At 64.7% G+C, this 24769-nt stretch carries 22 protein-coding genes and 5 tRNA genes; 19 read left to right on the plus strand and 8 right to left on the minus strand.

The window, feature by feature from the left end; genetic code table 11:
- The first annotated feature begins 95 nt into the window (after positions 1 to 95).
- The 5 genes from ACNFBT_RS03490 (at position 96) to ACNFBT_RS03510 (ending at position 5771) form a co-directional block, all read left to right on the plus strand.
- Positions 96 to 1121, plus strand: a complete 1026-nt coding sequence (locus ACNFBT_RS03490) for a hypothetical protein (RefSeq protein WP_416746470.1) — start codon at positions 96 to 98, stop codon at positions 1119 to 1121.
- 59 nt (positions 1122 to 1180) lie between these two features.
- Positions 1181 to 2143: a UDP-glucose 4-epimerase family protein gene (locus tag ACNFBT_RS03495; RefSeq protein ID WP_416746471.1), complete on the plus strand. Its 963-nt coding sequence runs from the start codon at positions 1181 to 1183 to the stop codon at positions 2141 to 2143.
- Positions 2140 to 3165, plus strand: a complete 1026-nt coding sequence (locus ACNFBT_RS03500) for an MraY family glycosyltransferase (protein ID WP_416746472.1) — start codon at positions 2140 to 2142, stop codon at positions 3163 to 3165. The genes ACNFBT_RS03495 and ACNFBT_RS03500 overlap by 4 nt, the downstream gene beginning before the upstream one ends.
- A 70-nt stretch (positions 3166 to 3235) precedes the next feature.
- Entirely contained in the window at positions 3236 to 5224 is a 1989-nt protein-coding gene (locus tag ACNFBT_RS03505) for a polysaccharide biosynthesis protein (protein ID WP_416746474.1), read from the plus strand.
- A gap of 193 nt (positions 5225 to 5417) precedes the next feature.
- Entirely contained in the window at positions 5418 to 5771 is a 354-nt protein-coding gene (locus ACNFBT_RS03510; protein ID WP_416746476.1) for a ComEA family DNA-binding protein, read from the plus strand.
- 557 nt (positions 5772 to 6328) lie between these two features.
- Here ACNFBT_RS03510 and ACNFBT_RS03515 read toward each other — a convergent pair.
- Positions 6329 to 6404, minus strand: a tRNA-Asn gene (locus ACNFBT_RS03515).
- A 69-nt stretch (positions 6405 to 6473) separates the two neighbouring features.
- Positions 6474 to 7670 (minus strand): amino acid aminotransferase, encoded by a 1197-nt coding sequence (locus ACNFBT_RS03520; protein WP_416746478.1) that lies wholly within the window; start codon positions 7668 to 7670, stop codon positions 6474 to 6476.
- Positions 7671 to 7853: 183 nt separating this feature from the next.
- On the opposite strand from ACNFBT_RS03520, the gene uvrB reads away from it, so the two are divergent.
- Positions 7854 to 9869, plus strand: coding sequence for an excinuclease ABC subunit UvrB (gene uvrB / locus ACNFBT_RS03525; protein WP_416746480.1), 2016 nt, complete (start codon positions 7854 to 7856; stop codon positions 9867 to 9869).
- A 219-nt stretch (positions 9870 to 10088) separates the two neighbouring features.
- Here the strand turns inward: uvrB and ACNFBT_RS03530 are convergent, their stop codons facing one another.
- Positions 10089 to 11588: an MDR family MFS transporter gene (locus ACNFBT_RS03530; protein ID WP_416747195.1), complete on the minus strand. Its 1500-nt coding sequence runs from the start codon at positions 11586 to 11588 to the stop codon at positions 10089 to 10091.
- Between the two features lie 49 nt (positions 11589 to 11637).
- Positions 11638 to 12672: an HlyD family secretion protein gene (locus ACNFBT_RS03535; RefSeq protein WP_416746482.1), complete on the minus strand. Its 1035-nt coding sequence runs from the start codon at positions 12670 to 12672 to the stop codon at positions 11638 to 11640.
- A 109-nt stretch (positions 12673 to 12781) separates the two neighbouring features.
- On the opposite strand from ACNFBT_RS03535, the gene ACNFBT_RS03540 reads away from it, so the two are divergent.
- The 11 genes from ACNFBT_RS03540 to ACNFBT_RS03590 all read left to right on the plus strand — a co-directional run bounded on the left by ACNFBT_RS03540 (position 12782) and on the right by ACNFBT_RS03590 (position 19837).
- A complete protein-coding gene (locus ACNFBT_RS03540) occupies positions 12782 to 13702 on the plus strand; it encodes a LysR family transcriptional regulator (protein WP_416746484.1) in 921 nt (306 codons plus the stop codon).
- 49 nt (positions 13703 to 13751) lie between these two features.
- On the plus strand, positions 13752 to 15236 hold the full coding sequence (gltX, locus tag ACNFBT_RS03545) for a glutamate--tRNA ligase (protein ID WP_416746486.1): 1485 nt from the start codon (positions 13752 to 13754) through the stop codon (positions 15234 to 15236).
- A 279-nt stretch (positions 15237 to 15515) separates the two neighbouring features.
- Positions 15516 to 15591: transfer RNA gene (locus tag ACNFBT_RS03550), tRNA-Ala, on the plus strand.
- 52 nt (positions 15592 to 15643) lie between these two features.
- Positions 15644 to 15719: transfer RNA gene (locus ACNFBT_RS03555), tRNA-Glu, on the plus strand.
- Between the two features lie 43 nt (positions 15720 to 15762).
- Positions 15763 to 15838, plus strand: a tRNA-Ala gene (locus ACNFBT_RS03560).
- 58 nt (positions 15839 to 15896) lie between these two features.
- Positions 15897 to 15972, plus strand: a tRNA-Glu gene (locus tag ACNFBT_RS03565).
- A 163-nt stretch (positions 15973 to 16135) separates the two neighbouring features.
- A complete protein-coding gene (locus ACNFBT_RS03570) occupies positions 16136 to 16675 on the plus strand; it encodes a TetR/AcrR family transcriptional regulator (RefSeq protein WP_416746488.1) in 540 nt (179 codons plus the stop codon).
- Between the two features lie 13 nt (positions 16676 to 16688).
- Entirely contained in the window at positions 16689 to 17528 is an 840-nt protein-coding gene (locus ACNFBT_RS03575; protein ID WP_416746490.1) for an alpha/beta fold hydrolase, read from the plus strand.
- 168 nt (positions 17529 to 17696) lie between these two features.
- Entirely contained in the window at positions 17697 to 18347 is a 651-nt protein-coding gene (locus ACNFBT_RS03580) for a bifunctional 4-hydroxy-2-oxoglutarate aldolase/2-dehydro-3-deoxy-phosphogluconate aldolase (RefSeq protein ID WP_416746492.1), read from the plus strand.
- A complete protein-coding gene (locus tag ACNFBT_RS03585; RefSeq protein WP_371229893.1) occupies positions 18344 to 18799 on the plus strand; it encodes an acyl-CoA thioesterase in 456 nt (151 codons plus the stop codon). Before ACNFBT_RS03580 ends, ACNFBT_RS03585 begins: the two co-directional genes overlap by 4 nt.
- A 78-nt stretch (positions 18800 to 18877) precedes the next feature.
- On the plus strand, positions 18878 to 19837 hold the full coding sequence (locus ACNFBT_RS03590) for a tRNA dihydrouridine synthase (protein WP_416746495.1): 960 nt from the start codon (positions 18878 to 18880) through the stop codon (positions 19835 to 19837).
- A gap of 137 nt (positions 19838 to 19974) precedes the next feature.
- Here ACNFBT_RS03590 and ACNFBT_RS03595 read toward each other — a convergent pair whose 3' ends face one another.
- A complete protein-coding gene (locus ACNFBT_RS03595) occupies positions 19975 to 20721 on the minus strand; it encodes an SDR family oxidoreductase (protein ID WP_416746496.1) in 747 nt (248 codons plus the stop codon).
- 146 nt (positions 20722 to 20867) lie between these two features.
- On the opposite strand from ACNFBT_RS03595, the gene ACNFBT_RS03600 reads away from it, so the two are divergent.
- On the plus strand, positions 20868 to 21314 hold the full coding sequence (locus ACNFBT_RS03600) for an Hsp20 family protein (protein ID WP_416746498.1): 447 nt from the start codon (positions 20868 to 20870) through the stop codon (positions 21312 to 21314).
- Between the two features lie 84 nt (positions 21315 to 21398).
- Here ACNFBT_RS03600 and ACNFBT_RS03605 read toward each other — a convergent pair whose 3' ends face one another.
- The 3 genes from ACNFBT_RS03605 to ACNFBT_RS03615 are packed head-to-tail and all read right to left on the minus strand — an operon-like array spanning position 21399 to position 24034.
- Positions 21399 to 22466, minus strand: a complete 1068-nt coding sequence (locus tag ACNFBT_RS03605) for a hypothetical protein (RefSeq protein ID WP_416746500.1) — start codon at positions 22464 to 22466, stop codon at positions 21399 to 21401.
- 60 nt (positions 22467 to 22526) lie between these two features.
- Positions 22527 to 22901, minus strand: coding sequence for a RidA family protein (locus ACNFBT_RS03610; protein WP_416746502.1), 375 nt, complete (start codon positions 22899 to 22901; stop codon positions 22527 to 22529).
- Between the two features lie 20 nt (positions 22902 to 22921).
- On the minus strand, positions 22922 to 24034 hold the full coding sequence (locus tag ACNFBT_RS03615) for an NAD(P)/FAD-dependent oxidoreductase (RefSeq protein WP_416746504.1): 1113 nt from the start codon (positions 24032 to 24034) through the stop codon (positions 22922 to 22924).
- A 110-nt stretch (positions 24035 to 24144) separates the two neighbouring features.
- Between ACNFBT_RS03615 and ACNFBT_RS03620 the strand changes: the two genes are divergently transcribed.
- Entirely contained in the window at positions 24145 to 24768 is a 624-nt protein-coding gene (locus ACNFBT_RS03620; protein WP_416746506.1) for a helix-turn-helix domain-containing protein, read from the plus strand.
- Position 24769: the final 1 nt, after the last annotated feature.

Genomic DNA, 24769 nt, shown 5'->3' on the forward strand with positions numbered 1-24769 from the left:
TCTGTGCCCTGGCCATCGGTTGGTGGATGGGGCGACGTTCGCGTTTGCAGCCCGTTCCCGGCGAAGGCAATGACCTGCGCTCGCGCATCCACAGCATGCACAACCTGCTGGAGCGTCACTCCGACGATGCGCTGGAAAATCTTTCCCAAGGCCTGGTGCTGAGCCCGGAAACGCTGGAAAGTCATTTGCACGTCGGCAATCTGTTCCGCCGGCGGGGCGATATCGAAAAAGCCATTCATATTCACCAGGACCTTCTCGGGCGCGCTGGCGAGGATGTTTCGCTGGCCTCCCAGGTGCGCCTCGAGCTGGCGCGGGACTTCATCGCCGGTGGGCTGCTCGGCAGTGCCGAGGAGCTGCTGGATGAACTGGTCCACCAGCAGGGGGAGCCGATTTCCCTCGAAGCGCTCGACGAGCAACGGCTGATCTGCGAACGGGAGAAGGATTGGTCCCGAGCGATCGAGCTGGCGGCCCAACTGGTGCCCAGCCGGCCTGAACTGGTGGCGGCGCTGGCCAATTACTACTGTGAGCTGGCCCAGGAGAAGGGCCGAAGTGGCGACCGCAGCGGCATGCAGGAACTTCTGCGCGAAGCCCGACGGGTGGATCGTCATTGCGTGCGGGCGCTGTTGATGCGCCTGGGCTGCGAGCTGTGGCGGCAGGATCATCCCGCGGCCGTCGCCACCATGGGGGAGCTGGCGCGTGACGCCAAGGCTTTCGTTGGGGAGATCGTGCCGCTGTTGCGACGTTACGATTGCCTGGGTGTGCCGCTGGTTCGAGAGTTCCTCCGCAGCCTGGCGGAGTCCGAAGAGGTGCCGCCGTTGATTCTGGCGGTCCTGGCCGAGACCGAGGACGACGGCGCTTCGACGTACTGGCGCGACAGCCTGTTGCGGCGTGTCGAGCAGCGCCCCTCCTGGCAGGGCGTGGGCGAATTCCTGGGTGGGCTGGGCACGGCGGACGGCAATCCTTCTGGCATCGAAAAAATTGCTCCAATTATCATCGGCTTGTATAGGACAATGCCGCGCTATCGCTGCAGCCGCTGTGGTTTCGCTGGGCGGGAGCTGCACTGGCAGTGCCCGAGCTGCCATGCCTGGAATGCGCTGCGGCCGGTCATCTCGCCCCTCTAGCGCGAGTTCGCACGACTCTCTGGATGACGCCGTGGGCGTCAGATTCTACAGGTACAGGATTGAAGGTTTTACTGACGGGTGCGACAGGTTTTGTCGGTCGAGGCATGCTGGCGCTTTTGTGCGCGGAGCCGGGCGTGGGTGTGCGCATCGCCGTGCGGCGGCTGCCGGATGAGCTGCCGGGCGGCATCGAGTGTGTGCATATCGAAGGCCTGAGTGCTTCCCAGTGCTGGGAGGAGGCCGTGCGCGGGATCGACGTGGTGATTCATGCCGCCGCGCGAGTGCATGTCATGGACGAGCGCGCCGCCGATCCGCTGACCGAGTTCCGCGCGGTGAACGTCGAGGCGACTCGCGAGCTGGCGCGACAGGCGGTCGCGGTGGGCGTGAAGCGCTTCGTCTACGTCAGCTCCATCAAGGTCAACGGTGAGGAAACCGAGCCGGGACAGCCGTACCGTGCTGATTCGGTCGCGAATCCGCAGGACCCATACGGCCAGTCCAAGCTCGAAGCGGAGCAGATGCTGTTCGCGTTGGCAGAAGAGACCGGCCTCGAGGTGGTGGTGGTTCGGCCGCCGCTGGTCTATGGGCCGGGCGTCAAGGCCAATTTCGCCAGTCTGATGGGGGCGCTGCAACGGCGGCTGCCATTGCCCTTCGCGGCCATCGACAATCGTCGCAGCCTGGTGGCGCGGGACAATCTGGTCGATCTGCTGCTGCTGTGCGCACGTCATCCCGCGGCGGCCGGCCGGGTGTTCCTGGCCAGCGACGGGCAGGATCTGTCCACGGCGCAATTGTGCCGCGAACTGAGCGAGGCGTTGGGCGTGCACCCGCGCTTGCTGCCGGTGCCGGCCCTGGCCCTGCGAACGCTCGGGCTGCTTAGCGGTCGCAGCCAGCAGGTGCAGCGCCTGCTCGGCTCGCTGCAGGTGGATATCTCCAGCACCCGCCAGGTTCTGGATTGGCAGCCTCCGGTGCCGGTGAAGCAGGCTATCCGGGAAACCGCGCAATGGTACAGGGAGCGTCGAGGTCAATGAGCATGGAAGTATTGTTGGCGGCGGTCTTCCTGGCGTCCTTGGCGATGACCTGGGGGATGCGGCGCTATGCGCTGGCGCGGAGCATCATGGATATCCCCAATGCTCGCAGCTCGCACCAGATTCCGACGCCCCGGGGCGGCGGTGTCGCCATCGTGGTGGGTTTCCTCGGCTGCCTGGCTCTGGCGGCTGTTCTGGGAGCGGTGGACGTTCGCAGCCTGGTGGCTTTGTTGCCTGCTGGCGCCTGGGTGGCTGTCATTGGTTTCCTGGATGATCATCGGCATATTCCGGCCCGTTGGCGCCTGCTTGGGCATTTCGCCGGGGCCGGATGGTTGATGTACTGGGTGGGCGGCCTGCCGGTGCTGTCCGTGCCGTGGGGTGAGATTGACCTGGGTCTGGCAGGAGATCTGCTAGCCTTGGTATTCCTGGTCTGGCTGCTCAACCTGTACAACTTCATGGATGGCATCGATGGCATCGCCAGCCTGGAGGCTATCAGCGTCTGTCTGGCCGGGGCTCTGTGCTACTGGTTGGTCGGGGCGGCCTCGCAGGCGTGGCTTCCATTGATCCTGGCCATGGCGACCGCGGGGTTTCTGGTATGGAATTTCCCCCCGGCGCGTATTTTCATGGGGGATGCCGGCAGCGGTTTTCTCGGGGTCGTGCTGGGGGGGATGGCGCTCCAGGCGGGGTGGGTATCACCGCCGCTGCTGTGGAGTTGGCTGATCCTGCTCGGGGTGTTCGTGGTGGATGCGAGCTACACCTTGCTCCATCGCCTGATTCGCGGTGAGCGGGTCTATGAGGCGCATCGAAGCCATGCCTATCAGCGTGCCTCGCGGCGCTGCGGCAGCCACCTGCGGGTGTCGCTGGCGATTACCGGCATCAACCTGTGCTGGTTGATGCCGCTGGCGGTTCTGGTCAGCCTGGGCCGGGTTCCAGGTTTGTTGGCACTGATTGTGGCCTATGCTCCTTTGGTGCTTGTCGTAGCTCGTCTGGGTGCAGGTCGTCCGGATGATCAGGATGTGAGCTGAACTCCATTGGAAATGGTGGTCAATGTAGCGGGGGCGTTTTATCCCCGCTCTCGATGAAGGACAAGCGCAAATGCTCCGAGAACGCCTGCTAAGGCTTCCGCGACGGTACAAGCGACTCTTGCAGGTCGTCACTGACATCATTCTGGTCTGGTTCGCGCTCTGGATGGCGTTCATCGTGCGCCTGGGGACGGAGGATCTGTCGTATCCGTTGCGCGTGCATGGCTGGCTGTTCATCGCTGCGCCGCTGGTGGCGATTCCGCTGTTCATCCGTTTCGGGATGTACCGGGCGGTGATGCGCTATCTGGGCAATGACGCGCTGATTGCCATCTGGAAGGCGGTGACGCTGTCTGCGTTGCTGCTGTCGCTGGTGGTGTACTGGAATCGCTCGGTCGAAGAAGCGGTGCCGCGTTCGCTGGTATTCAATTACTGGTGGCTCAGCCTGCTGATGCTCGGTGGCTTGCGTCTGGCCATGCGCCAGTACTTCATGGGCGATTGGTACAGCGCCGTTCAGGCGGTGCCGTTCTTCAACAAGCAGGACGGCCTGCCGAAGGTGGTCGTGTACGGGGCGGGCTCGGCAGGCAACCAACTGGTCGCCGCCTTGCGTCTGGGACGGGCCATGCGACCGGTGGCCTTCATCGATGACGACGACGAGATCGCCAACCGGATCATCGCCGGCCTTCGCGTGTACAAGCCCAAACACATCCAGCAACTGATCGAGGAGACCGGCGCGCAGGAAGTGCTGCTGGCGATTCCGTCCGCATCGCGTGCGCGCCGTCGCGAGATCCTGGGTTTGCTGGAACCCTATCCGCTGCATGTGCGCAGTGTTCCCGGCTTCATCGACCTGGCCAACGGCCGGGTGCGGGTGGACGACATCCAGGAAGTGGACATCGCCGACCTGCTCGGGCGGGATGCGGTCGAGCCGCGCAAGGAGTTGTTCGAGCACTGTATCCGTGGTCAGGCGGTCATGGTGACGGGCGCGGGGGGCTCCATCGGCTCGGAGCTCTGTCGTCAGATCCTGGCTTCCTCGCCGACGGTGCTGGTCCTGTTCGAGCACAGTGAGTACAACCTCTACCGTGTCCACCAGGAACTGGATATGCGCGTCAGGCGCGAGTCCCTGGCGGTCCAGTTGGTGCCGATCCTGGGCTCCGTGCGCAGCCCCGAGCGGCTGCTCGACGTCATGCGGACCTGGAAGGTGGCCACCGTCTATCATGCGGCGGCCTACAAGCATGTGCCGATCGTCGAGCACAACATTTCCGAGGGCGTGCTCAACAACGTCCTCGGCACGCTCCATACGGCCCAGGTGGCGGTGCAGGCCGGGGTCCAGAATTTCGTGCTGATCTCCACCGACAAGGCGGTGCGCCCCACCAACGTCATGGGCAGTACCAAGCGTCTGGCGGAGATGATCCTGCAGGCGCTGAGCCAGGAATCGGCGCCGGTGCTGTTCGGTGACAAGTCCGGTGTGCATCAGGTCAACAAGACCCGTTTCACCATGGTTCGCTTCGGCAACGTGCTGGGTTCGTCCGGTTCGGTGATTCCGCTGTTCCGGGAGCAGATCAAGCGCGGGGGGCCGGTGACGGTCACCCATCCCGGCATCACCCGCTATTTCATGACGATTCCCGAGGCTGCCCAGTTGGTGATCCAGGCGGGTTCGATGGGGCGCGGCGGCGACGTGTTCGTGCTCGACATGGGGCAGCCGGTGAAGATTCTCGAACTGGCCGAGCGGATGATTCACCTGTCCGGCCTGAGCGTGCGCTCCGAACGGACGCCCCACGGTGATATCTCCATCGAGTTCAGCGGCTTGCGGCCGGGCGAGAAACTGTACGAGGAGTTGCTGATCGGCGACGACGTCAGCGCCACCGAGCACCCCATGATCATGAAGGCCAACGAAGAGCTGATGCCCTGGGAGGGCTTCAAGCTGGTGCTGGTCGACCTGCTCAAGGCGGTTGACCAGGGCAACTATGCGCGGGTGCGGCAGTTGCTGCGTGAAACAGTCAATGGCTATTGCCCGGAAGGCGACATCGTCGACCTCATCCACCAGCATCGACGCATGGAGCCTTGATCGCGGGCTCCTAGCAGAAACCGGAAGAACCGCATCTGCGAGCACTGTCAGTCCTTTCCTTGCAATCTGTCGGCGGCAGCGGAATCTGCCGCCGACTCTTTAAACCAGCGTTTTCAAGGGCATTCCTGGCGATATGTTTTCCGGGCGGCGCAATGGCGCCCGCCTCGAAACCTGAAACATCAAGGAATGATCCATGAAGAAGAGTCTGCTTTCCGTCGCAAGCATCATCCTGCTGGCCTGCCTTTCCTTCACTGGCGTCACCAATGCCGCCACCGCCACCAAGGCTCAGCCCGTTACGACTCCTGCGGTCGAATCCACCGCTCCCGCCGGCAAGGCGCCGGTTGCGCAGGCCGACACCGTGAACATCAATTCCGCGACCGTGGAAGAGTTGCAGAAGTCGCTGAAGGGCATCGGCAAGGTCAAGGCCCAGGCGATCGTCGATTACCGTACGGCCAATGGCCCGTTCACGAGCGTCGACCAGCTCCTGGAAGTGAAAGGGATTGGCAAGGGCACCCTGGACAAGAATCGGGACAGGATTTCGCTCTGAGCCTTGCCTGGTAAAAGGAAAGCCGGTCGATGACCGGCTTTTTTATTAGGGGCGCAGGGGCAGGGATGCTTGCCGGTTTTTCGTGCCCCAATGAAAAAAGCCCTCGGCGTGTGCCGAGGGCTTCGAATTTGGCTCCGCGACCTGGGCTCGACGGCGTCAGCCGAACGCGCTTCAGCGCGGCCCCGAAGGGGAATCACCTGGGACGCAGTCCCTGGAGAGAGTCCAGCGGCACAAAAAAAAGCCCCCGGCATGTGCCGAGGGCTTTGAATTTTGGCTCCGCGACCTGGACTCGACGGCGTCAGCCGAACGCGCTTCAGCGCGCCCCCGAAGGGGGAATCACCTGGGACGCAGTCCCAGGAGAGAGTCCAGCGGCACAAAGAAAAAGCCCCCGGCATGTGCCGAGGGCTTTGAATTTGGCTCCGCGACCTGGACTCGACGGCGTCAGCCGAACGCGCTTCAGCGCGGCCCCGAAGGAGGAATCACCTGGGACGCAGTCCCTGGAGAGAGTCCAGCGGCACAAAGAAAAAGCCCCCGGCATGTGCCGAGGGCTTCGAATTTGGCTCCGCGACCTGGACTCGAACCAGGGACCCAATGATTAACAGTCATTTGCTCTACCGACTGAGCTATCGCGGAACAACGGGGCGTATCTTACTGATTAAAAAGGGGAAGTCAACATCGCCCCGACGACTTCCCCTTAATTTTTTACAGCACCTGGACGATGGCGCGGGTCACGGTGTCCAGGTTGCCGTTGTTCAGCGCGGCGACGCAGATACGGCCGGTGCCGACCGCGTAGATGCCGAACTCGTTCTTCAGGCGTTCTACCTGCTCGGCGGTCAGGCCGGAGTAGGAGAACATGCCGCGCTGCTGGGCAACGAAGCCGAAGTCACGCTTGGCGCCCAGGGCGGCCAGCTGCTGAACCATGGCTTCGCGCATGGCGCGGATGCGGGTGCGCATTTCGCCCAGTTCTTCTTCCCAGACGGCACGCAGTTCCGGGCTGTTCAGCACGGAAGCGACGACGCTGGCGCCGTGGGTCGGCGGGTTGGAGTAGTTGGTGCGGATCACGCGCTTGACCTGGGACAGGACGCGGGCCGATTCCTCGCGGCTGTTGGTCACCACCGACAGTGCGCCGACGCGCTCGCCATACAGCGAGAACGACTTGGAGAATGAGCTGGACACGAAGAAGTTCAGACCCGACTTGGCGAACAGGCGCACGGCGGAGGCGTCTTCGTCGATGCCGTCACCGAAGCCCTGGTAGGCGATGTCGAGGAACGGCACGTGGCCCTTGGCCTTGAGCACGTCCAGAACCTGTTTCCAGTCGTCCATGCTCAGGTCGACGCCGGTTGGGTTGTGGCAGCAGGCGTGCAGCACAACGATGGACTGCGACGGCAGGGCGTTCAGGTCTTCCAGCAGGCCGGCACGGTTAACGCCCTGGGTGGTGGCGTCGTAGTAGCGGTAGTTCTGCACCGGGAAACCGGCGGCTTCGAACAGGGCGCGGTGGTTTTCCCAGCTCGGGTCGCTGATGGCGACGGTGGCGTTGGGCAGCAGGCGCTTGAGGAAGTCGGCGCCGGTCTTCAGCGCGCCGGTACCGCCGACGGCCTGGGTGGTCACCACGCGGCCTTCGGCCAGCAGCTCGGAGTCAGCACCGAACAGCAGCTTCTGCACGCCCGAATCGTAGGCGGCGATGCCTTCGATCGGCAGGTAGCCGCGCGGAGCGTGGGCTTCGATGCGGGCCTTCTCCGCGGCCTGGACGGCGCGCAGCAACGGGAGGCGACCTTCCTCGTTGTAGTACACGCCAACGCCCAGGTTGATCTTGCCCGGACGGGTATCGGCGTTGAAAGCTTCGTTCAGGCCCAGGATGGGGTCACGAGGGGCCATTTCGACAGCGGAGAACAGACTCATTTTGGCAGCAGCTCTAAGGCGGGAGTGAAGTGCAATTACAACCCCCCGCTCACGGCGCTGGGGGTTGCGTCGACGGGCCGGTATTATATAGGCCTCTATGGCAGGCGGCGAGTTATCGCGCATGCTTTTCGACTGGTATGACGCTTTGGCGACCGAAGCGTCACACGCCAATGCGAGGTTCCCATGTCGTTATTCCAGCTCGATTCGCGCTTCAAGCCCGCCGGCGATCAGCCGGAAGCCATCCGACAGATGGTGGAAGGGCTGGAAGCGGGCCTGTCGCACCAGACGCTGCTGGGGGTAACCGGCTCCGGCAAGACCTTCAGCATCGCCAACGTCATCGCCCAGGTGCAGCGCCCGACCATGATCCTGGCGCCGAACAAGACCCTGGCCGCGCAGCTCTACGGCGAGTTCAAGACCTTCTTCCCGAACAACGCGGTGGAGTACTTCGTCTCCTACTACGACTACTACCAGCCCGAAGCCTACGTGCCGTCCTCCGATACCTATATCGAGAAGGATTCCTCGATCAACGACCACATCGAGCAGATGCGGCTGTCGGCGACCAAGGCGCTGCTGGAGCGCGAGGACGCCATCATCGTCTGCACCGTGTCGTCGATCTATGGCCTGGGCGACCCGGCGTCCTACCTGAAGATGGTCCTGCACCTGGATCGTGGCGACAAAATGGACCAGCGCGAGCTGCTGCGCCGCCTGACCAGCCTGCAGTACACCCGCAACGACATGGACTTCGCCCGCGCCACCTTCCGAGTGCGTGGCGACGTCATCGACATCTTCCCGGCGGAATCGGACCTGGAAGCCATCCGCGTCGAGCTGTTCGACGACGAGGTGGAGAACATCGCAGCCTTCGACCCGCTGACCGGCGAAGTGATCACCAAGTTGCCGCGCTTCACCTTCTACCCCAAGAGCCACTACGTGACCCCGCGGGAAACGCTGCTGGAGGCGGTGGAGCAGATCAAGGCCGAACTCAAGGTGCGCCTGGAATACCTGCGCAGTAACAACAAGCTGGTGGAAGCCCAGCGCCTGGAGCAACGCACCCGTTTCGACCTGGAGATGATCCTCGAGTTGGGCTACTGCAACGGCATCGAGAACTACTCGCGCTACCTCTCCGGGCGCGGTCCTGGCGAACCGCCGCCGACCCTTTACGACTACCTGCCGGCCAACTCCCTGCTGGTGATCGATGAATCCCACGTCAGCGTTCCCCAGGTCGGCGCCATGTACAAGGGCGACCGTTCGCGCAAGGAAACCCTGGTGGAATACGGCTTCCGCCTGCCCTCGGCGCTGGACAACCGGCCGCTGCGCTTCGAGGAGTGGGAGGCGATCAGCCCGCAGACCATCTTCGTCTCGGCGACCCCGGGCCCTTATGAGGATCAGCACGCCGGCCGGGTGATCGAGCAGGTGGTGCGCCCCACCGGCCTGGTCGACCCGGAAGTGGAAATCCGCCCGGCGACCACCCAGGTGGACGACCTGCTCTCGGAGATCCGCCTACGCGTGGCGGAGGACCAGCGCGTGCTGGTCACCACCCTGACCAAGCGCATGGCCGAGGACCTCACCGACTACCTGGGCGACCACGACGTGCGGGTGCGCTACCTGCACTCCGATATCGACACCGTGGAGCGAGTGGAGATCATCCGCGATCTGCGTGCTGGCGCCTTCGACGTGCTGGTGGGGATCAACCTGCTGCGCGAGGGCCTGGACATGCCCGAGGTGGCGCTGGTGGCGATCCTCGATGCGGACAAGGAAGGCTTCCTGCGTTCCGAACGCTCGCTGATCCAGACCATCGGCCGCGCCGCGCGGAACCTGCACGGCAAGGCGATCCTCTATGCCGACAACATCACCGGCTCGATGCAGCGGGCGATCAACGAGACCGAGCGCCGCCGCGCCAAGCAGCTGGAGTTCAACGCCAAGCACGGCATCGTGCCCAAGGGCGTGAAGAAGGACATCAAGGACATCCTCGAGGGTGCCGTAGTGCCGGGCGCCAAGGGCAAGCGCCGCAGCCTGGCGAAGGTGGCGGAGGAGAGCGGGCGCTACGAGAACGAGCTGCGTACGCCGGACGAGATCGCCAAGCGCATCAAGCAGCTGGAAGAGCGCATGTACCAGTTGGCGCGGGACCTGGAGTTCGAGGCCGCTGCCGGGGTGCGCGACGAGATCGGCAAGTTGCGCGACCGTATGGTGGCGATGGGCTGAGCGACCGCCGCCCCGATGGCCTGTGCCAATTCAGGCCCTCACCCTGACCCTCTCCCGGAGGGAGAGGGGACTGTCCTGAGTGGGCTGGTAGTCTGGTGCTCGCCGGATAACTCCGTTTTGCCACAGATGCCGAACGGCTCCCTCTCCCTCTGGGAGAGGGCTGGGGTGAGGGGCTTTTGGGCTGGTCCCGAAGCAAGGCCGAACGATCGATCTGGCCGCTCAGTGCGCCCCGGCTCCCGCCCCAGCACCCACGCCGGCCGGCAGTGGACGGGTCAGCAGCACCGCCACCATGCTGACCGCCAGGACGACGCCGATGGCGTGGAAGGCGTCGTTGTAGGCCATGATCGCCGCCTGCTGGTGGACGATCTCGCTGATCTTGCCCAGCGCCGCCTGCTGGGTGCCCAGCTGCGAAGTCAGTTGCGCCAGACGTTCGTCCACCGCGCCATTCACTGGCACCACTGCTTCACGCAGGTAGTCGTAGTAGACCTTGGCGCGGCTATCCAGCAGCGTAGCCAGCAGGGCGATGCCGATGGCGCCGCCGAGGTTGCGCAGGATGTTGAACAGGCTGGAGGCGGAGCCGGCGTCCTGCGGTTGCAGGTAGACGGTGGCGATCAGTGAGATGGTGACCATCACCATTGGCTGGCCGAGGGCGCGCAGCAGCTGGATCTGGTTGAACTGCGGGCCGGCGAAGTCCGGATTGAGCACGCCGGAACAGAAGCTGGCCAGACCGAACAGGCCGAAGCCCAGGGCGCAGAGCAGACGCGGCTCGACGATCTTCATCAGCTTGGGAATCAGCGGAATGAGGAACAGCTGCGGTATGCCCATCCACATGATCACCTCGCCGATCTGCATGGCGTTGTAGCCCTGGATCTGTGCCAGGTACAGCGGCAGCACGTAGATCGAGCCGTACAGCCCCATCCCCAGGCCGATGCTGGAAATGCTCGACAGGCCGAAGTTGCGGTTGCGCAGAATGCCCAGGTTGATCAGCGGGTTGGGCCGCGAGGTCTGCAGGATCACGAAGAGGATCAGGCTGACCAGGGCGATGCTGCCCAGGCCGACGATCAGGTTGGATTCCAGCCAGTCCTTGCGGTGGCCTTCTTCCAGGAACACCTGCAGGCAGCCCAGGCCGATGGCCATGGTGACGATGCCGGCGTAGTCGGTGCTCTTCAGCAGTTCCCAGTGCGGCGGCTTCTTCTCTAGGCCGTAGAGCAGGCCGGCGATCATCAACAGGCCCGGCGGGATATTGATGTAGAAGATGTATTCCCAGCCGAAGTTCTCGGTCAGCCAACCGCCCAGGGTCGGGCCGATGGAGGGCGCGAAGGTGGCGGTGATGGCGAACAGCGCCATGCCCTTGGGGCGGTGGTGTTCCGGCAGCTTGATCAGCGCCAGGGTGAAGGCCAGCGGGATCAGCGCGCCGCCGGTGAAGCCCTGCATGGCGCGGAACACGATCATGCTCTCCAGATTCCAGGCGAAGGAGCAAAGCAGGGAGGAGAACAGGAAACCGGTGGAAATCATCCAGGCCAGCCGCCGTGCCGAGAGCAGTTGCACCAGCCAGGCGGTGAGCGGGATCATGATGATTTCCGCCACCAGGTAGGAAGTGGAAATCCACGAGCCTTCCTCCAGGGTGGCGGCCAGCGCGCCCTGGATGTCCTTCAGCGAGGAGTTGGTGATCTGGATGTCGAGCACCGCCATGAAGGCGCCGAGCATGGCGCTGAACACGGCGATCCAGTCGCGGCGGGTCGGCTCCCCGGCCGGCCGCACCAGGGCATCAGCGGACACGCAACTCGACCTCGGCATCGACCGACATGCCCGGGCGGATCAGGCCCTTGAGCGGGTTGTCATCGGCGAAGGTGATCTTGACCGGAATGCGCTGCACCACCTTGGTGAAGTTGCCGGTGGCGTTGTCCGGCGGCAGCAGGCTGAACTGCGCGCCGGAGGCAGCGAACAGGCTCTGCACTTCGCCGTCGATGGGGGTGTCGGGGAAGGAGTCGAACACCAGGCGTGCCTTCTGTCCCGGACGCATCTTGCCGATCTGGGTTTCCTTGAAGTTGGCCTGGATCCAGATGCCGTCGTCCGGCACCAGCGACAGCAGCTGGGTGCCGACCTGCACGTACTGGCCGATGCGGGCGTTGCGCTGGCCGACCAGGCCGCTCACCGGTGCGCGGATTTCGGTACGGGCCAGGTTGAGCTCGGCCTGGGCGATGTCGGCGCGGGCGCTCTCGATCTGCGCTTGCAGGCGCTGGACATCGGTGCCGAGGGTGGCGCGCTGGACGCGCTGGGCCTGCAGGTCGGCCTGGGCCTTGGCGACCTGGGAACGTGCGACGCGGGAGTCGGCGGTAAGGGTGGTGACGCGCTCTTCCGAGACGTACCCCGGCCCCCGCAGCGCCTGGGCGCGGCCCAGGTCGACTTCGGCGCGGCCGAGGGTCGCCTGGCTGGCGTTCACGTCGGCTTCGCTGGCGGCGATGGTGCTCGACTGCCCCTTGAGCTTGCTGCGAGCCTGCTCCAGCTCCGCCTCGCGGGTGGCCAGGGTGGCCTTGGCGCGGTCCAGGGCGAGCTTGAAGTCGTCGGCTTCGAGCTTGACTAGCAACTGGCCCTTCTCCACGTGCTGGTTGTCCTGCACCAGCACTTCGTCGATGCGCGCGCCGAGCTGGCTGGCGATACGGGTGATCTCGCCCTGCACGTAGGCGTTATCGGTCGTCTCGACGAAGCGACCGATGAAATACCAGCGCGCCAGGAAGGCGAGGGCGACCACCACGAGGATGGCCAGGAACACGGTCAGGCGACGTTGCAGTTGGGCAGGCATAGTTAAACGAGCGTTTGGTTGACGGAAAAATGTTTGCCAATGTAACAGTGTTCCGTGACGGCACGTAGCCGCTACACTTCGGAAACTTTGTTGCTTATAAGGAACAATCATGGGGCTGGATGATGCGCTGATCTTCACCCGCGTCGTGGAACTGCACAGTTTCACCCAGGCCGCGCAGAGCCTGGGCATGCAGAAGTCCACGGTGAGCCGGCGCATCGTCCTGCTCGAAGAGCGCCTGGGCGTGCGCCTGATCAACCGCACCACCCGCAAGTTGCGCCTGACCGAAGTGGGGCAGGCCTACTACGACCGCTGCCGGCAGATCATGCACGACTTCGCCGAGGCCGAGCAGGCGGTGATGCAGTTGCAGCAGGCGCCGTCGGGACTGTTGCGTATCACTGCGCCCATCGAGTTCGGCCAGATGTACCTGGGCAAGGTACTGGGCGATTTCATGCGGCTCTACCCGCAGATCGCCGCCGAAGTCGAGCTGACCTCACGCAGCGTCGATCCGCTGGAGGAGGGCGTGGACATCGTCATCATGGTCGGCCAGCCGGAAGACTCCACCCTGATCGCCCGGCGCATGCTGATCACCAACCGCTGCCTGTGCGCCAGCCCGGAATACCTGGCCTTGCATGGCCAGCCGCAGCAGGTCGAGGAGCTAGCCGGCCATCGCGCCGTGCTGCTGCAAGCGGATTCCCAGCGCTACTGGCCGCTGAGCGGCGAGAGCATCCCCTGCCATCGGGTGTTGTCGTGCAACAACATCACCTTCGCCCGCGAGGCGGTGCTGGCCGGCGCCGGGATCGCATCGCTGCCGGAACTGATCGTCGACGGACAACTGGCCAACGGCAGCCTGGTGCGCGTCCTGCCGCAGGTGCAGTTGCCGGTCGGCGAGCTCTACGCGGTTTACCCGTCACGGCGCTTCCAGGCGATGAAGGTGAAGGCCTTCCTCGACTTCCTGATCAATAACCTGCCCATTGATGCGGAGCGTTGGCTGGAGCCGGGGGCGGCCCGCCTGATAACATCGCGTCCATGAGCGCGTGTCCTGGCCCGCGCTGTCCTCACCGATTCACATGAGAGCCTTCATGACCACTGTCCGCACCCGTATCGCGCCGTCCCCCACCGGTGATCCGCACGTCGGCACCGCTTATATCGCGCTGTTCAACCTCTGCTTCGCCCGTCAGCACGGCGGCCAGTTCATCCTGCGTATCGAGGATACCGACCAGCTGCGCTCCACCCGCGAATCGGAACAGCAGATCTTCGACGCGCTGCGCTGGTTGGGCATCGAGTGGGACGAAGGTCCGGACGTCGGTGGTCCGCACGGCCCGTACCGGCAGAGCGAGCGCGGCGCCATCTATAAGCAGTACAGCGACGAGCTGGTGGAAAAAGGCCACGCCTTCCCCTGCTTCTGCTCCGCCGAGCGCCTCGACACGCTGCGCGCCGAGCAGCAGGCGCGCAAGGAAACCCCGCGCTACGACGGCCACTGCATGCACCTGACCAAGGAAGAGTCGGCCAAGCGCATCGCCGCCGGCGAATCCCACGTGGTGCGCATGAAGGTGCCGACCGAGGGCGTCTGCGTGGTGCCGGACATGCTCCGTGGCGACGTGGAAATCCCGTGGGACCGCATGGACATGCAGGTGCTGATGAAGGCCGACGGCCTGCCCACCTACTTCCTGGCCAACGTGGTCGACGACCACCTGATGGGCATCACCCACGTTCTGCGTGGCGAGGAGTGGCTGCCCTCGGCGCCCAAGCTGATCAAGCTGTACGAGTACTTCGGCTGGGAGCAGCCGGTGCTCTGCTACATGCCGCTGCTGCGCAACCCGGACAAGAGCAAGCTGTCCAAGCGCAAGAACCCCACCTCCATTACCTTCTACGAGCGCATGGGCCTGCTGCCCCAGGCCCTGTTGAACTACCTCGGCCGCATGGGCTGGTCCATGCCGGATGAGCGCGAGAAGTTCAGCCTGGCGGAGATGATCGAGCACTTCGACCTGTCCCGCGTATCGCTGGGCGGCCCGATCTTCGACATCGAGAAGCTCTCCTGGCTGAACGGTCAGTGGATTCGCGAACTGTCCGTCGAGGACTTCGCCAAGGAAGTGCAGAAGTGGGCGCTCAACCCCGAGTACCTGATGAAGATCGCCCCGCACGTGCAAGGCCGTGTGGAGAACTTCAGCCAGATCGCCCCGCTGGCCGGCTTCTTCTTCAGCGGCGGCGTGCAACTGGACGCCAAGCTGTTCGAGCACAAGAAGCTCGACGCCACCCAGGTTCGCCAGGTGCTGCAACTGGTGCTGTGGAAGCTCGAAGCGCTGCGTCAGTGGGAGAAGGACAGGATCACCGCGACCATCCAGGCCGTGGCCGAGCACCTGGGGCTGAAGCTGCGTGACGTGATGCCGCTGATGTTCCCGGCCATCACCGGCCAGGCCAGCTCGGTGTCGGTGCTCGACGCCATGGAAATCCTCGGCGCCGACCTGTCGCGCTATCGCCTGCGCCAGGCGCTGGAGCTGCTGGGCGGTGCGTCGAAGAAAGAAGCCAAGGAGTGGGAGAAGATTCGCGACGCCATCGGCGCCTAAGATCTTTCCTACTCTGGAGAAGGCCGGTCGCCGTCAGGTGCCCGGCCTTTTTTAGGTCTGCGCAGCGCGTTTGGCATGGCTGGAGGAGGGCAGGCGGGCTGCTTATTCCGTTGGCCTGGATTCGGGGCGGTCACATAAGTGATTGTTCTTTGGGAGAAAAAAATTAGAAATCTGAAAAAATCTTGTTGACAGGGTTTCGTCTCGCCCCTAAGATGCGCCCCGTTCCAGCGACGAACTGAATGACAGAGCGAAGCGGAACGGTAGATCCAGCGGTACTTTGGGGCTATAGCTCAGCTGGGAGAGCGCTTGCATGGCATGCAAGAGGTCGACGGTTCGATCCCGTCTAGCTCCACCAAATTACCAGTAAGTCTTGTCTGTCCTGGCAAGACCGAAATCGAAGGTTTTGCGTCCCCTTCGTCTAGTGGCCTAGGACACCGCCCTTTCACGGCGGTAACAGGGGTTCGAGTCCCCTAGGGGACGCCACTATCCAGCGACGATGCGTTCGCGTCGTCAGCCAGAGTGATCTGGGGCTATAGCTCAGCTGGGAGAGCGCTTGCATGGCATGCAAGAGGTCGACGGTTCGATCCCGTCTAGCTCCACCAATTTCCCAATCGGGATGAAGCCAGAATCCACCGCCTGGTGGGTTTCTTCGAAGGATATGTCCCCTTCGTCTAGTGGCCTAGGACACCGCCCTTTCACGGCGGTAACAGGGGTTCGAGTCCCCTAGGGGACGCCATTTTTATCGCTCTGCGATGCCTATAGGGCCACTGAGACTTTCAGTGGCCCTTTTGTTTTTCTCCCTCCTGAAAGATTTTCTCCCGACCAGCGGTCGCGCATTCTGCTTGCCGATTTTTATTATGAGAATAATATTCTGATCATAATATTTTTGGAGCGATGCCATGAGCGACAAGAAGGCCCAGACCCGCGAACGCATCCTGTCCGCTGCCACCAGCGCGCTGCTCAAGCGCGGTCCGGTCGATCCCAGTGTGGGCGAGGTGATGTCGGCGGCGGGGCTGACCGTGGGCGGCTTCTACGCGCATTTCGAGAGCAAGGACGCGCTGATGCTGGAGGCGTTCCGCCAACTGCTGAGCAAGCGTCGGGCCGGGCTGAAGATGTTCGATCCGCAAATGAGTTTTGCCGAGCGCCGGGCCCTGGCGGCGCAATTCTACCTGTCGCGCAAGCACCGCGATACCGAGGACGAAGGCTGTCCGATTCCCAGCTCCCTGAGCGAAGTGGCGCACCTCCCGGAAGGCTTCCGTGAGGCGCTGGAGGAGCACGTGGAGCTGATGGTGGCGAGCCTTGCTGAACGTCCGGAGGAAATCGACGCGGTGCTCAGCGACATGGCCCTGATGATTGGCGGATTGGCGCTGGCCCGTGCCCTGGGCAAGGGCGACCTGTCCGATCGTGTCCTGCGTGCCGCGAAGAAAGCGGTGATCTGAGGGAGGTACGGAAATGAGCAGTCTGAGCTGGGTTCGAGGAATCAACTCCACCCTGGGCCGCGTTGCGCCGCAATGGGCGGCGGAGCGCATGCGTCAGCTGTTCGTGACGCCCAACGAGCACGCGCCGCGAGACTGGGAGTTGCCGTTGCTGGCCAGCTCCGAGCGCGTCACCCTGCGTTTCGGCCTGTCCGCGCTGCGCTGGGGGGAAGGGCCGGCAGTGCTGCTGATGCATGGCTGGGAAGGGCGGCCCACCCAGTTCGCTACGCTGATCGAGAATCTGGTGGGTGCCGGATACGGGGTGATCGCCCTCGACGGGCCTGGACACGGCCGGTCGCCCGGCCAGGAAGCGGACATCGTGCTGTTTGCCCGTGCTCTCCTGGAAGCGGCCGGTGAGTTGCCGCCGCTGCGCGCGGTGATCGGCCATTCCATGGGCGGCGCCAGCGCTTTGCTGGCTACCCAGATGGGTTTGCGTACCGAAACCCTGGTGACCATCGGAGCACCGAGTAATGTGCTCGGCGTTCTGCGCGGTTTCTCCAAAGTGGTCGGCTTGCCGCCGGTGGCGCGCTCGCGCTTCATCCGGATGATCGAAAGTCGTTCGGGCATCGCGGCCAAGCAACTGGACGTCGCGCGCTACGAGTTGGACTTTCCCGGTCTGGTGGTGCACGCCGAGGATGATCGTTACGTTCGGGTGAGCGAGGCCACGGCCATTCACGAGGCCTGGCCGCAGAGCCGGCTGCTGCGCCTGACCGATGGCGGACATCACCGGGTGCTGGCGGATCCGGCGGTCATCGATGCGGTCCTGGAGCTGCTGGAAGAGGTCGAGGAGCCCCTGCCCCTGGCACTGGTTTCCTGAGTCATTCACTACATTGATAACGGTGGCTACAGGCCGCCGTTATCGTTTCATGATGGCCCGTTGCGGGTCGTCAGGCCCCGCGCGCTGGCGTAGACTTCCGGGCATTTCCGGCTGCCCCGGCCTGGGCGCGAGGTCTTGCGCATGCGGGTGGCCGATTGGGGGAAACGCATGAATCTGTCGCTGGACTGGGTGCTGCAGCAGGCGCGCCCGGTCATGCCGGTGTTGGTGATCGAGGATGTGGCGCTGGCCGGTGATCTGGCCCGCGCGTTGTATGACGGTGGTGTGCGGGTGCTCGAAGTGACCCTGCGCACGCCGCAGGCGCTGGATGCCCTCGCGGAGATCCGCCGCGAGCTGCCCGAGATGATCCTCGGCGCCGGCACACTGATCCACACCGAGCAGTTCCAGGAGGCCCGCGATGCCGGCGCGCAGTTCGCCATCAGCCCCGGCTGCACGCCACGTCTGGTGGCCGCCGCCGATGATGCGAAATTGCCGTTCCTGCCCGGCGTGATGACGCCTTCGGAAGTGCTGGTGGCGCTGGAATACGGCTACCGCTCGCTGAAGCTGTTCCCCGCCGACGGCAATGCGGCGATCCGGATGCTCAAGAGCCTGAAGGAGCCCTTCACCGGCATCCGCTTCTGCCCGACCGGCGGCATCACCCAGGAAAACCTGCTCAACGTCCTGCGCCTGCCCAACGTCGCCTGTGTCGGCGGCACCTGGATCGCACCGCCGAGCCTGGTGCGCGCCCGTGCCTGGGACCAGATCACTCAATTGGCCGTCGAAGCACGCGAACTGGCCGCAAGCCTGGAGCATTCCTCATGAGTTGGCAGTTGCCCGATCCCTTCGTCATCGACATCGAGGTCAAGGCTGAAGACATCGACGGTCTCGGTCATGCCAACAATGCCGTCTACGTCAGCTGGCTGGAGCGTTGCGCCTGGCGCCACTCCCAGCGGCTCGGCCTGGATCTGGCCGAGTACCGCCGGCTGGACCGCGCCATGGCCGTGGTGCGCCACGAGGTGGACTACCTGGCGGCCGCCTACGAAGGCGACCAGCTGCAACTGGCGACCTGGATCGTCGAGTCCGATCAGCGCCTGAAGATGACCCGTCACTTCCAGCTGGTGCGCCCGGAAGACGCAGTGACCCTGCTGCGCGCGCAGACCACCTTCGTCTGCATCGAACTGTCCACCGGCAAGCCCAAGCGCATGCCGGCGGAGTTCATCGAAGGCTACGGCCGCGCCTTGCTCTCTCCGGAAGCCGTGGCCGCCGGCGCGTGATCCGTCGCGCCGCGCTTTTCCCGGCGCGGCGCATTCCCTACAATCCGCCGCCCCGCAATTACTCAAGGCTCGCCTGTCGTGCAGATCGCCCTGGCCCCGATGGAAGGGCTGGTAGATGACATCCTCCGCGATGTGCTGACCCGTGTCGGCGGCATCGACTGGTGCGTCACCGAATTCATCCGCATCAATGACCGGCTGCTGCCGCCGTCGGCCTTCCTGGCGCTCGCCCCGGAGCTGGAACACGGCAGCCGCACCCGCGCCGGCGTGCCGATGCGCGTACAACTGCTCGGCTCCGATCCGCAGTGCCTGGCGGAGAACGCCGTGCAGGCCTGCGAGCTGGGCGCGCCGGTGATCGACCTGAATTTCGGCTGCCCGGCGAAGACCGTGAACCGCTCCCGTGGCGGCGCGGTGCTGCTCAAAGAGCCCGAGCTGATGTTCAGCATCATCGAGACGGTGCGCCGCGCCGTGCCGGCGCACATCCCGGTCACCTCGAAGATGCGCCTGGGCTACGACAGCCCGGACGGCGCTATCGACTGTGCCCGAGCCCTGGCCGACGCCGGCTCCGCCCATGTGGTGGTGCACGCGCGGACCAAGGTGGACGGCTACAAGCCGCCGGCGCACTGGGAGTGGGTGGCCAGGGTGGCGGATGCGGTGAAGGTGCCGGTGTTCGCCAATGGCGAAGTCTGGACCCTGGATGACTATCACCGCTGCCGTTCCATCAGCGGCGTGGCGGACATCATGCTCGGGCGCGGACTGGTCTCCCGTCCGGACCTTGCGCGGCAGATTGCAGCCTGGCGTGACGGTCGCGAAGTGGTGCCGATGCCCTGGTCGGAAGTGCGCGTGCTGCTCGACGATTTCTGGCGCCAGGCGCGGCGCAAGCTGGCGCCGCGTTATGCGCCGGGGCGGCTGAAGCAGTGGCTGGGGATGCTCACCCGCAGCTATCCCGAAGCCGTAGAGCTGTTCACCCAGGTGCGCCGCGAGCATGACTGCGAGCTGATCGACCGGATGATGCAGGTCGAGATCGAAGAAGCGGCCTGAGCCGGCTCTTGATTTTCGTAGGAGCGAGCTTGCTCGCGAACGGGTTGGCCGGCTGGATTCGGTACTTGGGTGGTTCGCGAGCAAGCTCGCTCCTACAGGTAAGTCCGGCGCGCTAGCGCCGTATCCGTGAGGTCCGATCAGCGCCCGCCGCTGACGTCGACGAACCCGCCGGTGCTGTAGCTGGACTCGTCCGAGGCCAGGAATAGAATCGCCCGCGCCACTTCCTCCGCCTCGCCACCCCGGCCCAGGGGAATCGCCGATTGCAGGCGCTCGACACGCCCCGGCTCGCCGCCGCTGGCGTGGATCTCGGTCCTGATCAGTCCCGGCCGCACCGCATTGACTCGGATGCCTTCGCCGGCCACTTCCTTCGCCAGGCCGATGGTCAGGCTGTCCACCGCGCCCTTGGCCGCCGCGTAGTCGATGTACTCGTTGGGCGAGCCCAGGCGCGAGGCCATGGACGAGACGTTGACGATGCTCCCGCCGTTGCCGCCGTGCTTGCGCGCCATGCGCTTCAGCGCCTCGCGGCAGCAGAGGAAGGTGCCGGTGACGTTCACCGCGAACACCCGCTGCAGGCGTGCCACGTCCATGTCTTCCAGGCGCATCTGGCGCTCCAGGATGCCGGCGTTGTTCACCAGCACGTCGAGGCGGCCGAACGCGTCGTCCACTTCGCGGAACAGGCGCAGCACGTCCTCCTCGTTCGATACGTCGGCGGCGAACGCCCGAGCCGTTCCGCCGGCAGCGGTGATCCGTGCCACCAGCGCCTCGGCGGTCTCGCGTTCGCGGCGATAGTTGATCGCCACCCGGTAGCCGCGTTCGGCGGCGAGGAGGGCGGTGGCGGCACCGATGCCGCGACTGGCGCCGGTGATCAGCATGACCTTGTCCATGGAAAATCTTCCCGTTGCGAAGGGGGCTTGAAATGGATTCGAGCAGCCCAATCTATGTTCCTGCGGGAGGCCGAAGACGGGTCCCGCACCGGAGTTCTGAAGTCAGGCTCCAGATCATACCTTGCTGAAATTTTCAGGAGATTCGCATGAGCAACGTCCTTTCCCTCGCCCCGCTGTTCCGCCAGTCCATCGGTTTCGACCGCTTCAACGATCTGTTCGAATCCGCACTGCGCAGCGAAAGCGGCAGTTCCTACCCGCCCTACAACGTCGAGAAGCATGGTGACGACCAGTACCGCATCGTCATCGCCGCCGCCGGCCTGCAGGAGGAAGACCTGGAATTGCAGGTGGAGCGCGGCGTGCTGACCGTTAACGGCGGCAAGCGCGAAAAGACTTCCGAGAGCGTCACCTACCTGCACCAGGGCATCGCCCAGCGTGCCTTCAAGCTGTCCTTCCGCCTGGCCGACCACATCGAGGTCCAGGGCGCGTCGCTGAAGAACGGCCTGTTGAGCATCGAACTGGTGCGCATCATCCCGGAAGAAGCCAAGCCCAAGCGGATCGCCATCAACGGCCAGCGCCCGGCCATCGAAGGCTGAGCATCGCCTCGGCACTGACCGAGCCGTAGCCGCAAAGCAAAACGCCCGCCTCGAAAGAGGCGGGCGTTTTCGTTTCTACGTCGGTCAGGCGCTCTGCCGCTCCGGCATTGGCGCCGAGCGATTGCGCCACCAGGCGATGACGATTGCCACCATCAGGACGAAGCCCAGGTAGCCCATGATCGGGTAGACGATCCCCACCAGCTTGACGAAGCCGACCTGGCTACCGATGAAGGCGAGCACCACCGCGGCCACTGTGGCCACGCGGAACGGCACGCCATAGGCGGCGCAGCGCGCGGCCAGGGTGTAGGCGAAGCCGCTGGTGGTGCAGTACAGCTTCACCAGCAGCAGCGCGAGCATCACGTCGCCGAACCAGGGGGCGATGTGGTTGCTCAGCAGCAGGGTGGGAATGGCGCTGTCGCCGATCACGTCGATCTGCACCAGCATCACCAGGGCCATGGCCAGGATCAGCACGCCGACGCCGGCCCCGCCGATCATGCCGCCCAGCCCGGCCTTGCGCAGGTTGGCCACGCTGCTGCCCATCACCACCACGGCAGCCGCGGTGGCGGCGACGTTGTAGGAAACATAGAGGAAGGCGCTGAGCAGCCAGTTGGGCGCCGGATGCGGCAGGGCGAGGGCGATCTGTTCCAGTTCGGCGAGCGGCTTCTGGATGTGCGTCAGGGCGTAGATGGCGATGATCGCCACGATGATCATCAGCACCGGGGTGATCAGGCTCATCAGGGTGATCACCCGCTTCAGGCCCAGGCACACCGTGATGATGGTCAGCACGCCCAGCACGATGCCGCCGATGTTGTGGCCGATGCCCAGTTGCTGTTCGAAGGAGGAGTTGGCGCCGGCGAACATCACCACCATGGTGCCGAACAGGAAGAAGGTCAGCATCAGGTCGACGACGCGGCCCAGCGGCTTGCCGCAGATGAACTCCATCGCTTCTTTGTGCGACTGCGTCTGCAGGCGGCTGCCGATCTGGTAGAGGTTCATCAGCAGGAAGGCGAACAGCGCCAGCGCCACCACGGCGCCGGCCAGGCCCATGATGCCGAAGCTGCCGAAGAACTGGAGGATCTCCTGGCCCGAGGCGAAACCGACGCCGACCACCAGGCCTATGTAGGCACCACCGAGCTTGAGACTGGTATTCATGATCGAAACCCTATTGTTGTTATTGGGGCGGCCGCGCCTGGGGCGAGGCCGGAGGAAGGATCACGCTTCGCCGACGTAGGCCTGGACTTCCACTTCGACGTCCACGCCCAGCGCCAGGGCGGAGGCCACGCAGGAACGCACCGGCAGGCCCTGGTCGAAGTAGCGCTTGTACACCTCGTTGAAGCCGGCGAAATGCGCCATGTCCGACAGCCACACGGTGGCCTTCACCACCTGGGAGTAGTTCGCGCCGCAGGCTTCCAGGCTCTCGGCGATACGGGTCATCACCGCTTCGGTCTGGGTCTGGATGTCGCCATTCACCACCTGGCCATCCGCCGTCATCGGGATCTGCCCGGAAAGGAACAGGAAGCCGCCGGCCTTGACCGCGCGGGAGAAGGGGAAGGGCAGGGTGCTGGGATAACGCTGGATATCGCTCATGGGAGTGCCTCCGGTAGGACTCAACGCAAGCGCGCCGGGCTCAGGCGCAGGGGATCCACGCCTTCCTGGCGCAGGGATTCGGGAAGCGGCTGGCCGAGCAGCAGCGACTGGGCCAGGCGCGACACGCCATCGGCCGACTGGATGCCATAGCCGCCCTGGGCGGCCAGCCAGAAGAACGCGGGGTTCTGCTCGTCCTGGCCGATCACCAGGTCGCCGTCGGCGACGAAGGAGCGCAGGCCGGCCCAGCTATGGCTCGGGCGACGGATCGTCAGGGTGGTGTGTTCTTCGATGTGGTGCACACCCAGGGCGATGTCCAGCTCTTCGGGCTGCACGTCCTGCGCCTGTACCGGGTCGGCGTTGGCGGGCGAGCCGAGCAACTGGCCGGCGTCGGGCTTGAAGTAGAAGCTCTCGTCGATGCCGATCACGGTGGGCCAGTGGCTGATGTCGACGCCGTCCGGGACTGGGAAGGTGAAGGCGGTGCGGCGGCAGGGCTGCAGGCCGACCGGACGGATGCCGCAGCGCTCGGCCACGTGATCGGCCCAGGCGCCGGCGGCGTTCACCAGTTGCCTGGCCTGCACCGTTTCGCCCTGGCTGAGCTGCAGCGTCCACAGGCCGTCTTCGTGCCGGGCCGACAGCAGCTCGCGGTTGCAGCGCAGTTCGCCATCGCGCTGCCGCAGGCCACGCAGGTAGCCCTGGTGCAGTGCGTGCACGTCGAGATCGCGGGCATCGGGTTCGTACAGCGCACCGGCGATGGCGTCGGCGCGCAGGTACGGCAGGAATTCCAGCGCCTGTTCGGTGCTGATGCGCCGCACTCCCGGTGTGGCTTCGGCCTGCTTGAGCAGGTCGACCTGCTCGGGACCGCCGACATACAGGCAGCCGCGCGGGGTGAGGATTGGGTGCTCGCTGAAACCGGCCGGCGGGTTTTCGTAGAAGGCCCGGCTGGCACGGGTCAGCGCCTGGATCTGCGGGGTGCCGTAGGCCTCCATGAACATGGCGGCGGAGCGTCCGGTGGAGTGGTAGCCGGGCTGTTCTTCCCGCTCCAGCACCAGTACCCGATGGGTCTCGCTCAGCCGGTAGGCGAGGGATGCGCCAGCGATGCCGGCGCCGATGATGACGATGTCGAATGGATTCACGGCAAGGACCTTCTGCAGGTTTTCTCTTATGTGAGAAATCTAAGATATGAGAATTTTTGCGACAAAGGCAAGGCCCGGTAAACTTTCCGCATCCCCTTTCGAGATGCCTCATGAGCGAATCCGCCCAAGCCCAGCCCAAGCCGCAGCAACTGGATCGGAATGAAGTCGGCGCGCGCCTGAGGGCGGTGCGCAAGCAGCGGAAACTGACCTTGAAACAGCTCTCCGACCTGTCTGGCGTGGCGGTTTCCACGCTGTCGAAGATGGAGCTGGCGCAGGTTGCGGTGAGCTATGACAAGCTGGCGGCGGCGGCTCGCGCGCTGCAGGTGGATATCGCCCAGTTGTTCCGCCCGCTACCGTCCGTCGGCGCCCAGGCCGGGCTGAAAACCTTCGTGAAGACCCGCGTCGATGAGGCCGCCGGCTACGATACCGGCGGTTACGAGTACTACCCGATTGCCGGCGACTTCCCGCAGCGCAGCATGACGCCACTGTATGCGCGCATCTTCGCCCGCGAGGTGGGGGACTTCGACGATTTCGTCCGCCACCCCGGCCAGGAGTTCGCTCTGGTGGTGTCCGGACGTGTGCGCATCCAGTTCGAGACGGGCGAGTCGGTGAGCATCGGCCCGCGCGAGACGGCCTACTTCGACAGCAGCGTCGGCCACCTCTACCTGAATGACGGCGAGGCGGACGAGGCGCAGGTGATGGTGGTGATGTCGGAGTTGCGCCCGGCCGACTGAC

Source organism: Pseudomonas sp. NY15181, assembly GCF_048068055.1.
Taxonomy (GTDB): domain Bacteria; phylum Pseudomonadota; class Gammaproteobacteria; order Pseudomonadales; family Pseudomonadaceae; genus Pseudomonas.

What these genes read in the sequence shown, in the direction of transcription:
- gltX (WP_416746486.1), top strand. Translation starts at nt 13,752, where the DNA reads ATGACCACTGTCCGCACCCGTATCGCGCCGTCCCCCACCGGTGATCCG.
- ACNFBT_RS03595 (WP_416746496.1), bottom strand. Translation starts at nt 20,721, where the DNA reads ATGGACAAGGTCATGCTGATCACCGGCGCCAGTCGCGGCATCGGTGCC.
- ACNFBT_RS03575 (WP_416746490.1), top strand. Translation starts at nt 16,689, where the DNA reads ATGAGCAGTCTGAGCTGGGTTCGAGGAATCAACTCCACCCTGGGCCGC.
- ACNFBT_RS03490 (WP_416746470.1), top strand. Translation starts at nt 96, where the DNA reads ATGCACAACCTGCTGGAGCGTCACTCCGACGATGCGCTGGAAAATCTT.
- ACNFBT_RS03505 (WP_416746474.1), top strand. Translation starts at nt 3,236, where the DNA reads ATGCTCCGAGAACGCCTGCTAAGGCTTCCGCGACGGTACAAGCGACTC.
- ACNFBT_RS03570 (WP_416746488.1), top strand. Translation starts at nt 16,136, where the DNA reads ATGAGCGACAAGAAGGCCCAGACCCGCGAACGCATCCTGTCCGCTGCC.
- ACNFBT_RS03510 (WP_416746476.1), top strand. Translation starts at nt 5,418, where the DNA reads ATGAAGAAGAGTCTGCTTTCCGTCGCAAGCATCATCCTGCTGGCCTGC.
- ACNFBT_RS03600 (WP_416746498.1), top strand. Translation starts at nt 20,868, where the DNA reads ATGAGCAACGTCCTTTCCCTCGCCCCGCTGTTCCGCCAGTCCATCGGT.
- ACNFBT_RS03540 (WP_416746484.1), top strand. Translation starts at nt 12,782, where the DNA reads ATGGGGCTGGATGATGCGCTGATCTTCACCCGCGTCGTGGAACTGCAC.
- ACNFBT_RS03520 (WP_416746478.1), bottom strand. Translation starts at nt 7,670, where the DNA reads ATGAGTCTGTTCTCCGCTGTCGAAATGGCCCCTCGTGACCCCATCCTG.
- ACNFBT_RS03580 (WP_416746492.1), top strand. Translation starts at nt 17,697, where the DNA reads ATGAATCTGTCGCTGGACTGGGTGCTGCAGCAGGCGCGCCCGGTCATG.
- ACNFBT_RS03500 (WP_416746472.1), top strand. Translation starts at nt 2,140, where the DNA reads ATGAGCATGGAAGTATTGTTGGCGGCGGTCTTCCTGGCGTCCTTGGCG.
- ACNFBT_RS03585 (WP_371229893.1), top strand. Translation starts at nt 18,344, where the DNA reads ATGAGTTGGCAGTTGCCCGATCCCTTCGTCATCGACATCGAGGTCAAG.
- ACNFBT_RS03535 (WP_416746482.1), bottom strand. Translation starts at nt 12,672, where the DNA reads ATGCCTGCCCAACTGCAACGTCGCCTGACCGTGTTCCTGGCCATCCTC.
- ACNFBT_RS03620 (WP_416746506.1), top strand. Translation starts at nt 24,145, where the DNA reads ATGAGCGAATCCGCCCAAGCCCAGCCCAAGCCGCAGCAACTGGATCGG.
- uvrB (WP_416746480.1), top strand. Translation starts at nt 7,854, where the DNA reads ATGTCGTTATTCCAGCTCGATTCGCGCTTCAAGCCCGCCGGCGATCAG.
- ACNFBT_RS03605 (WP_416746500.1), bottom strand. Translation starts at nt 22,466, where the DNA reads ATGAATACCAGTCTCAAGCTCGGTGGTGCCTACATAGGCCTGGTGGTC.
- ACNFBT_RS03610 (WP_416746502.1), bottom strand. Translation starts at nt 22,901, where the DNA reads ATGAGCGATATCCAGCGTTATCCCAGCACCCTGCCCTTCCCCTTCTCC.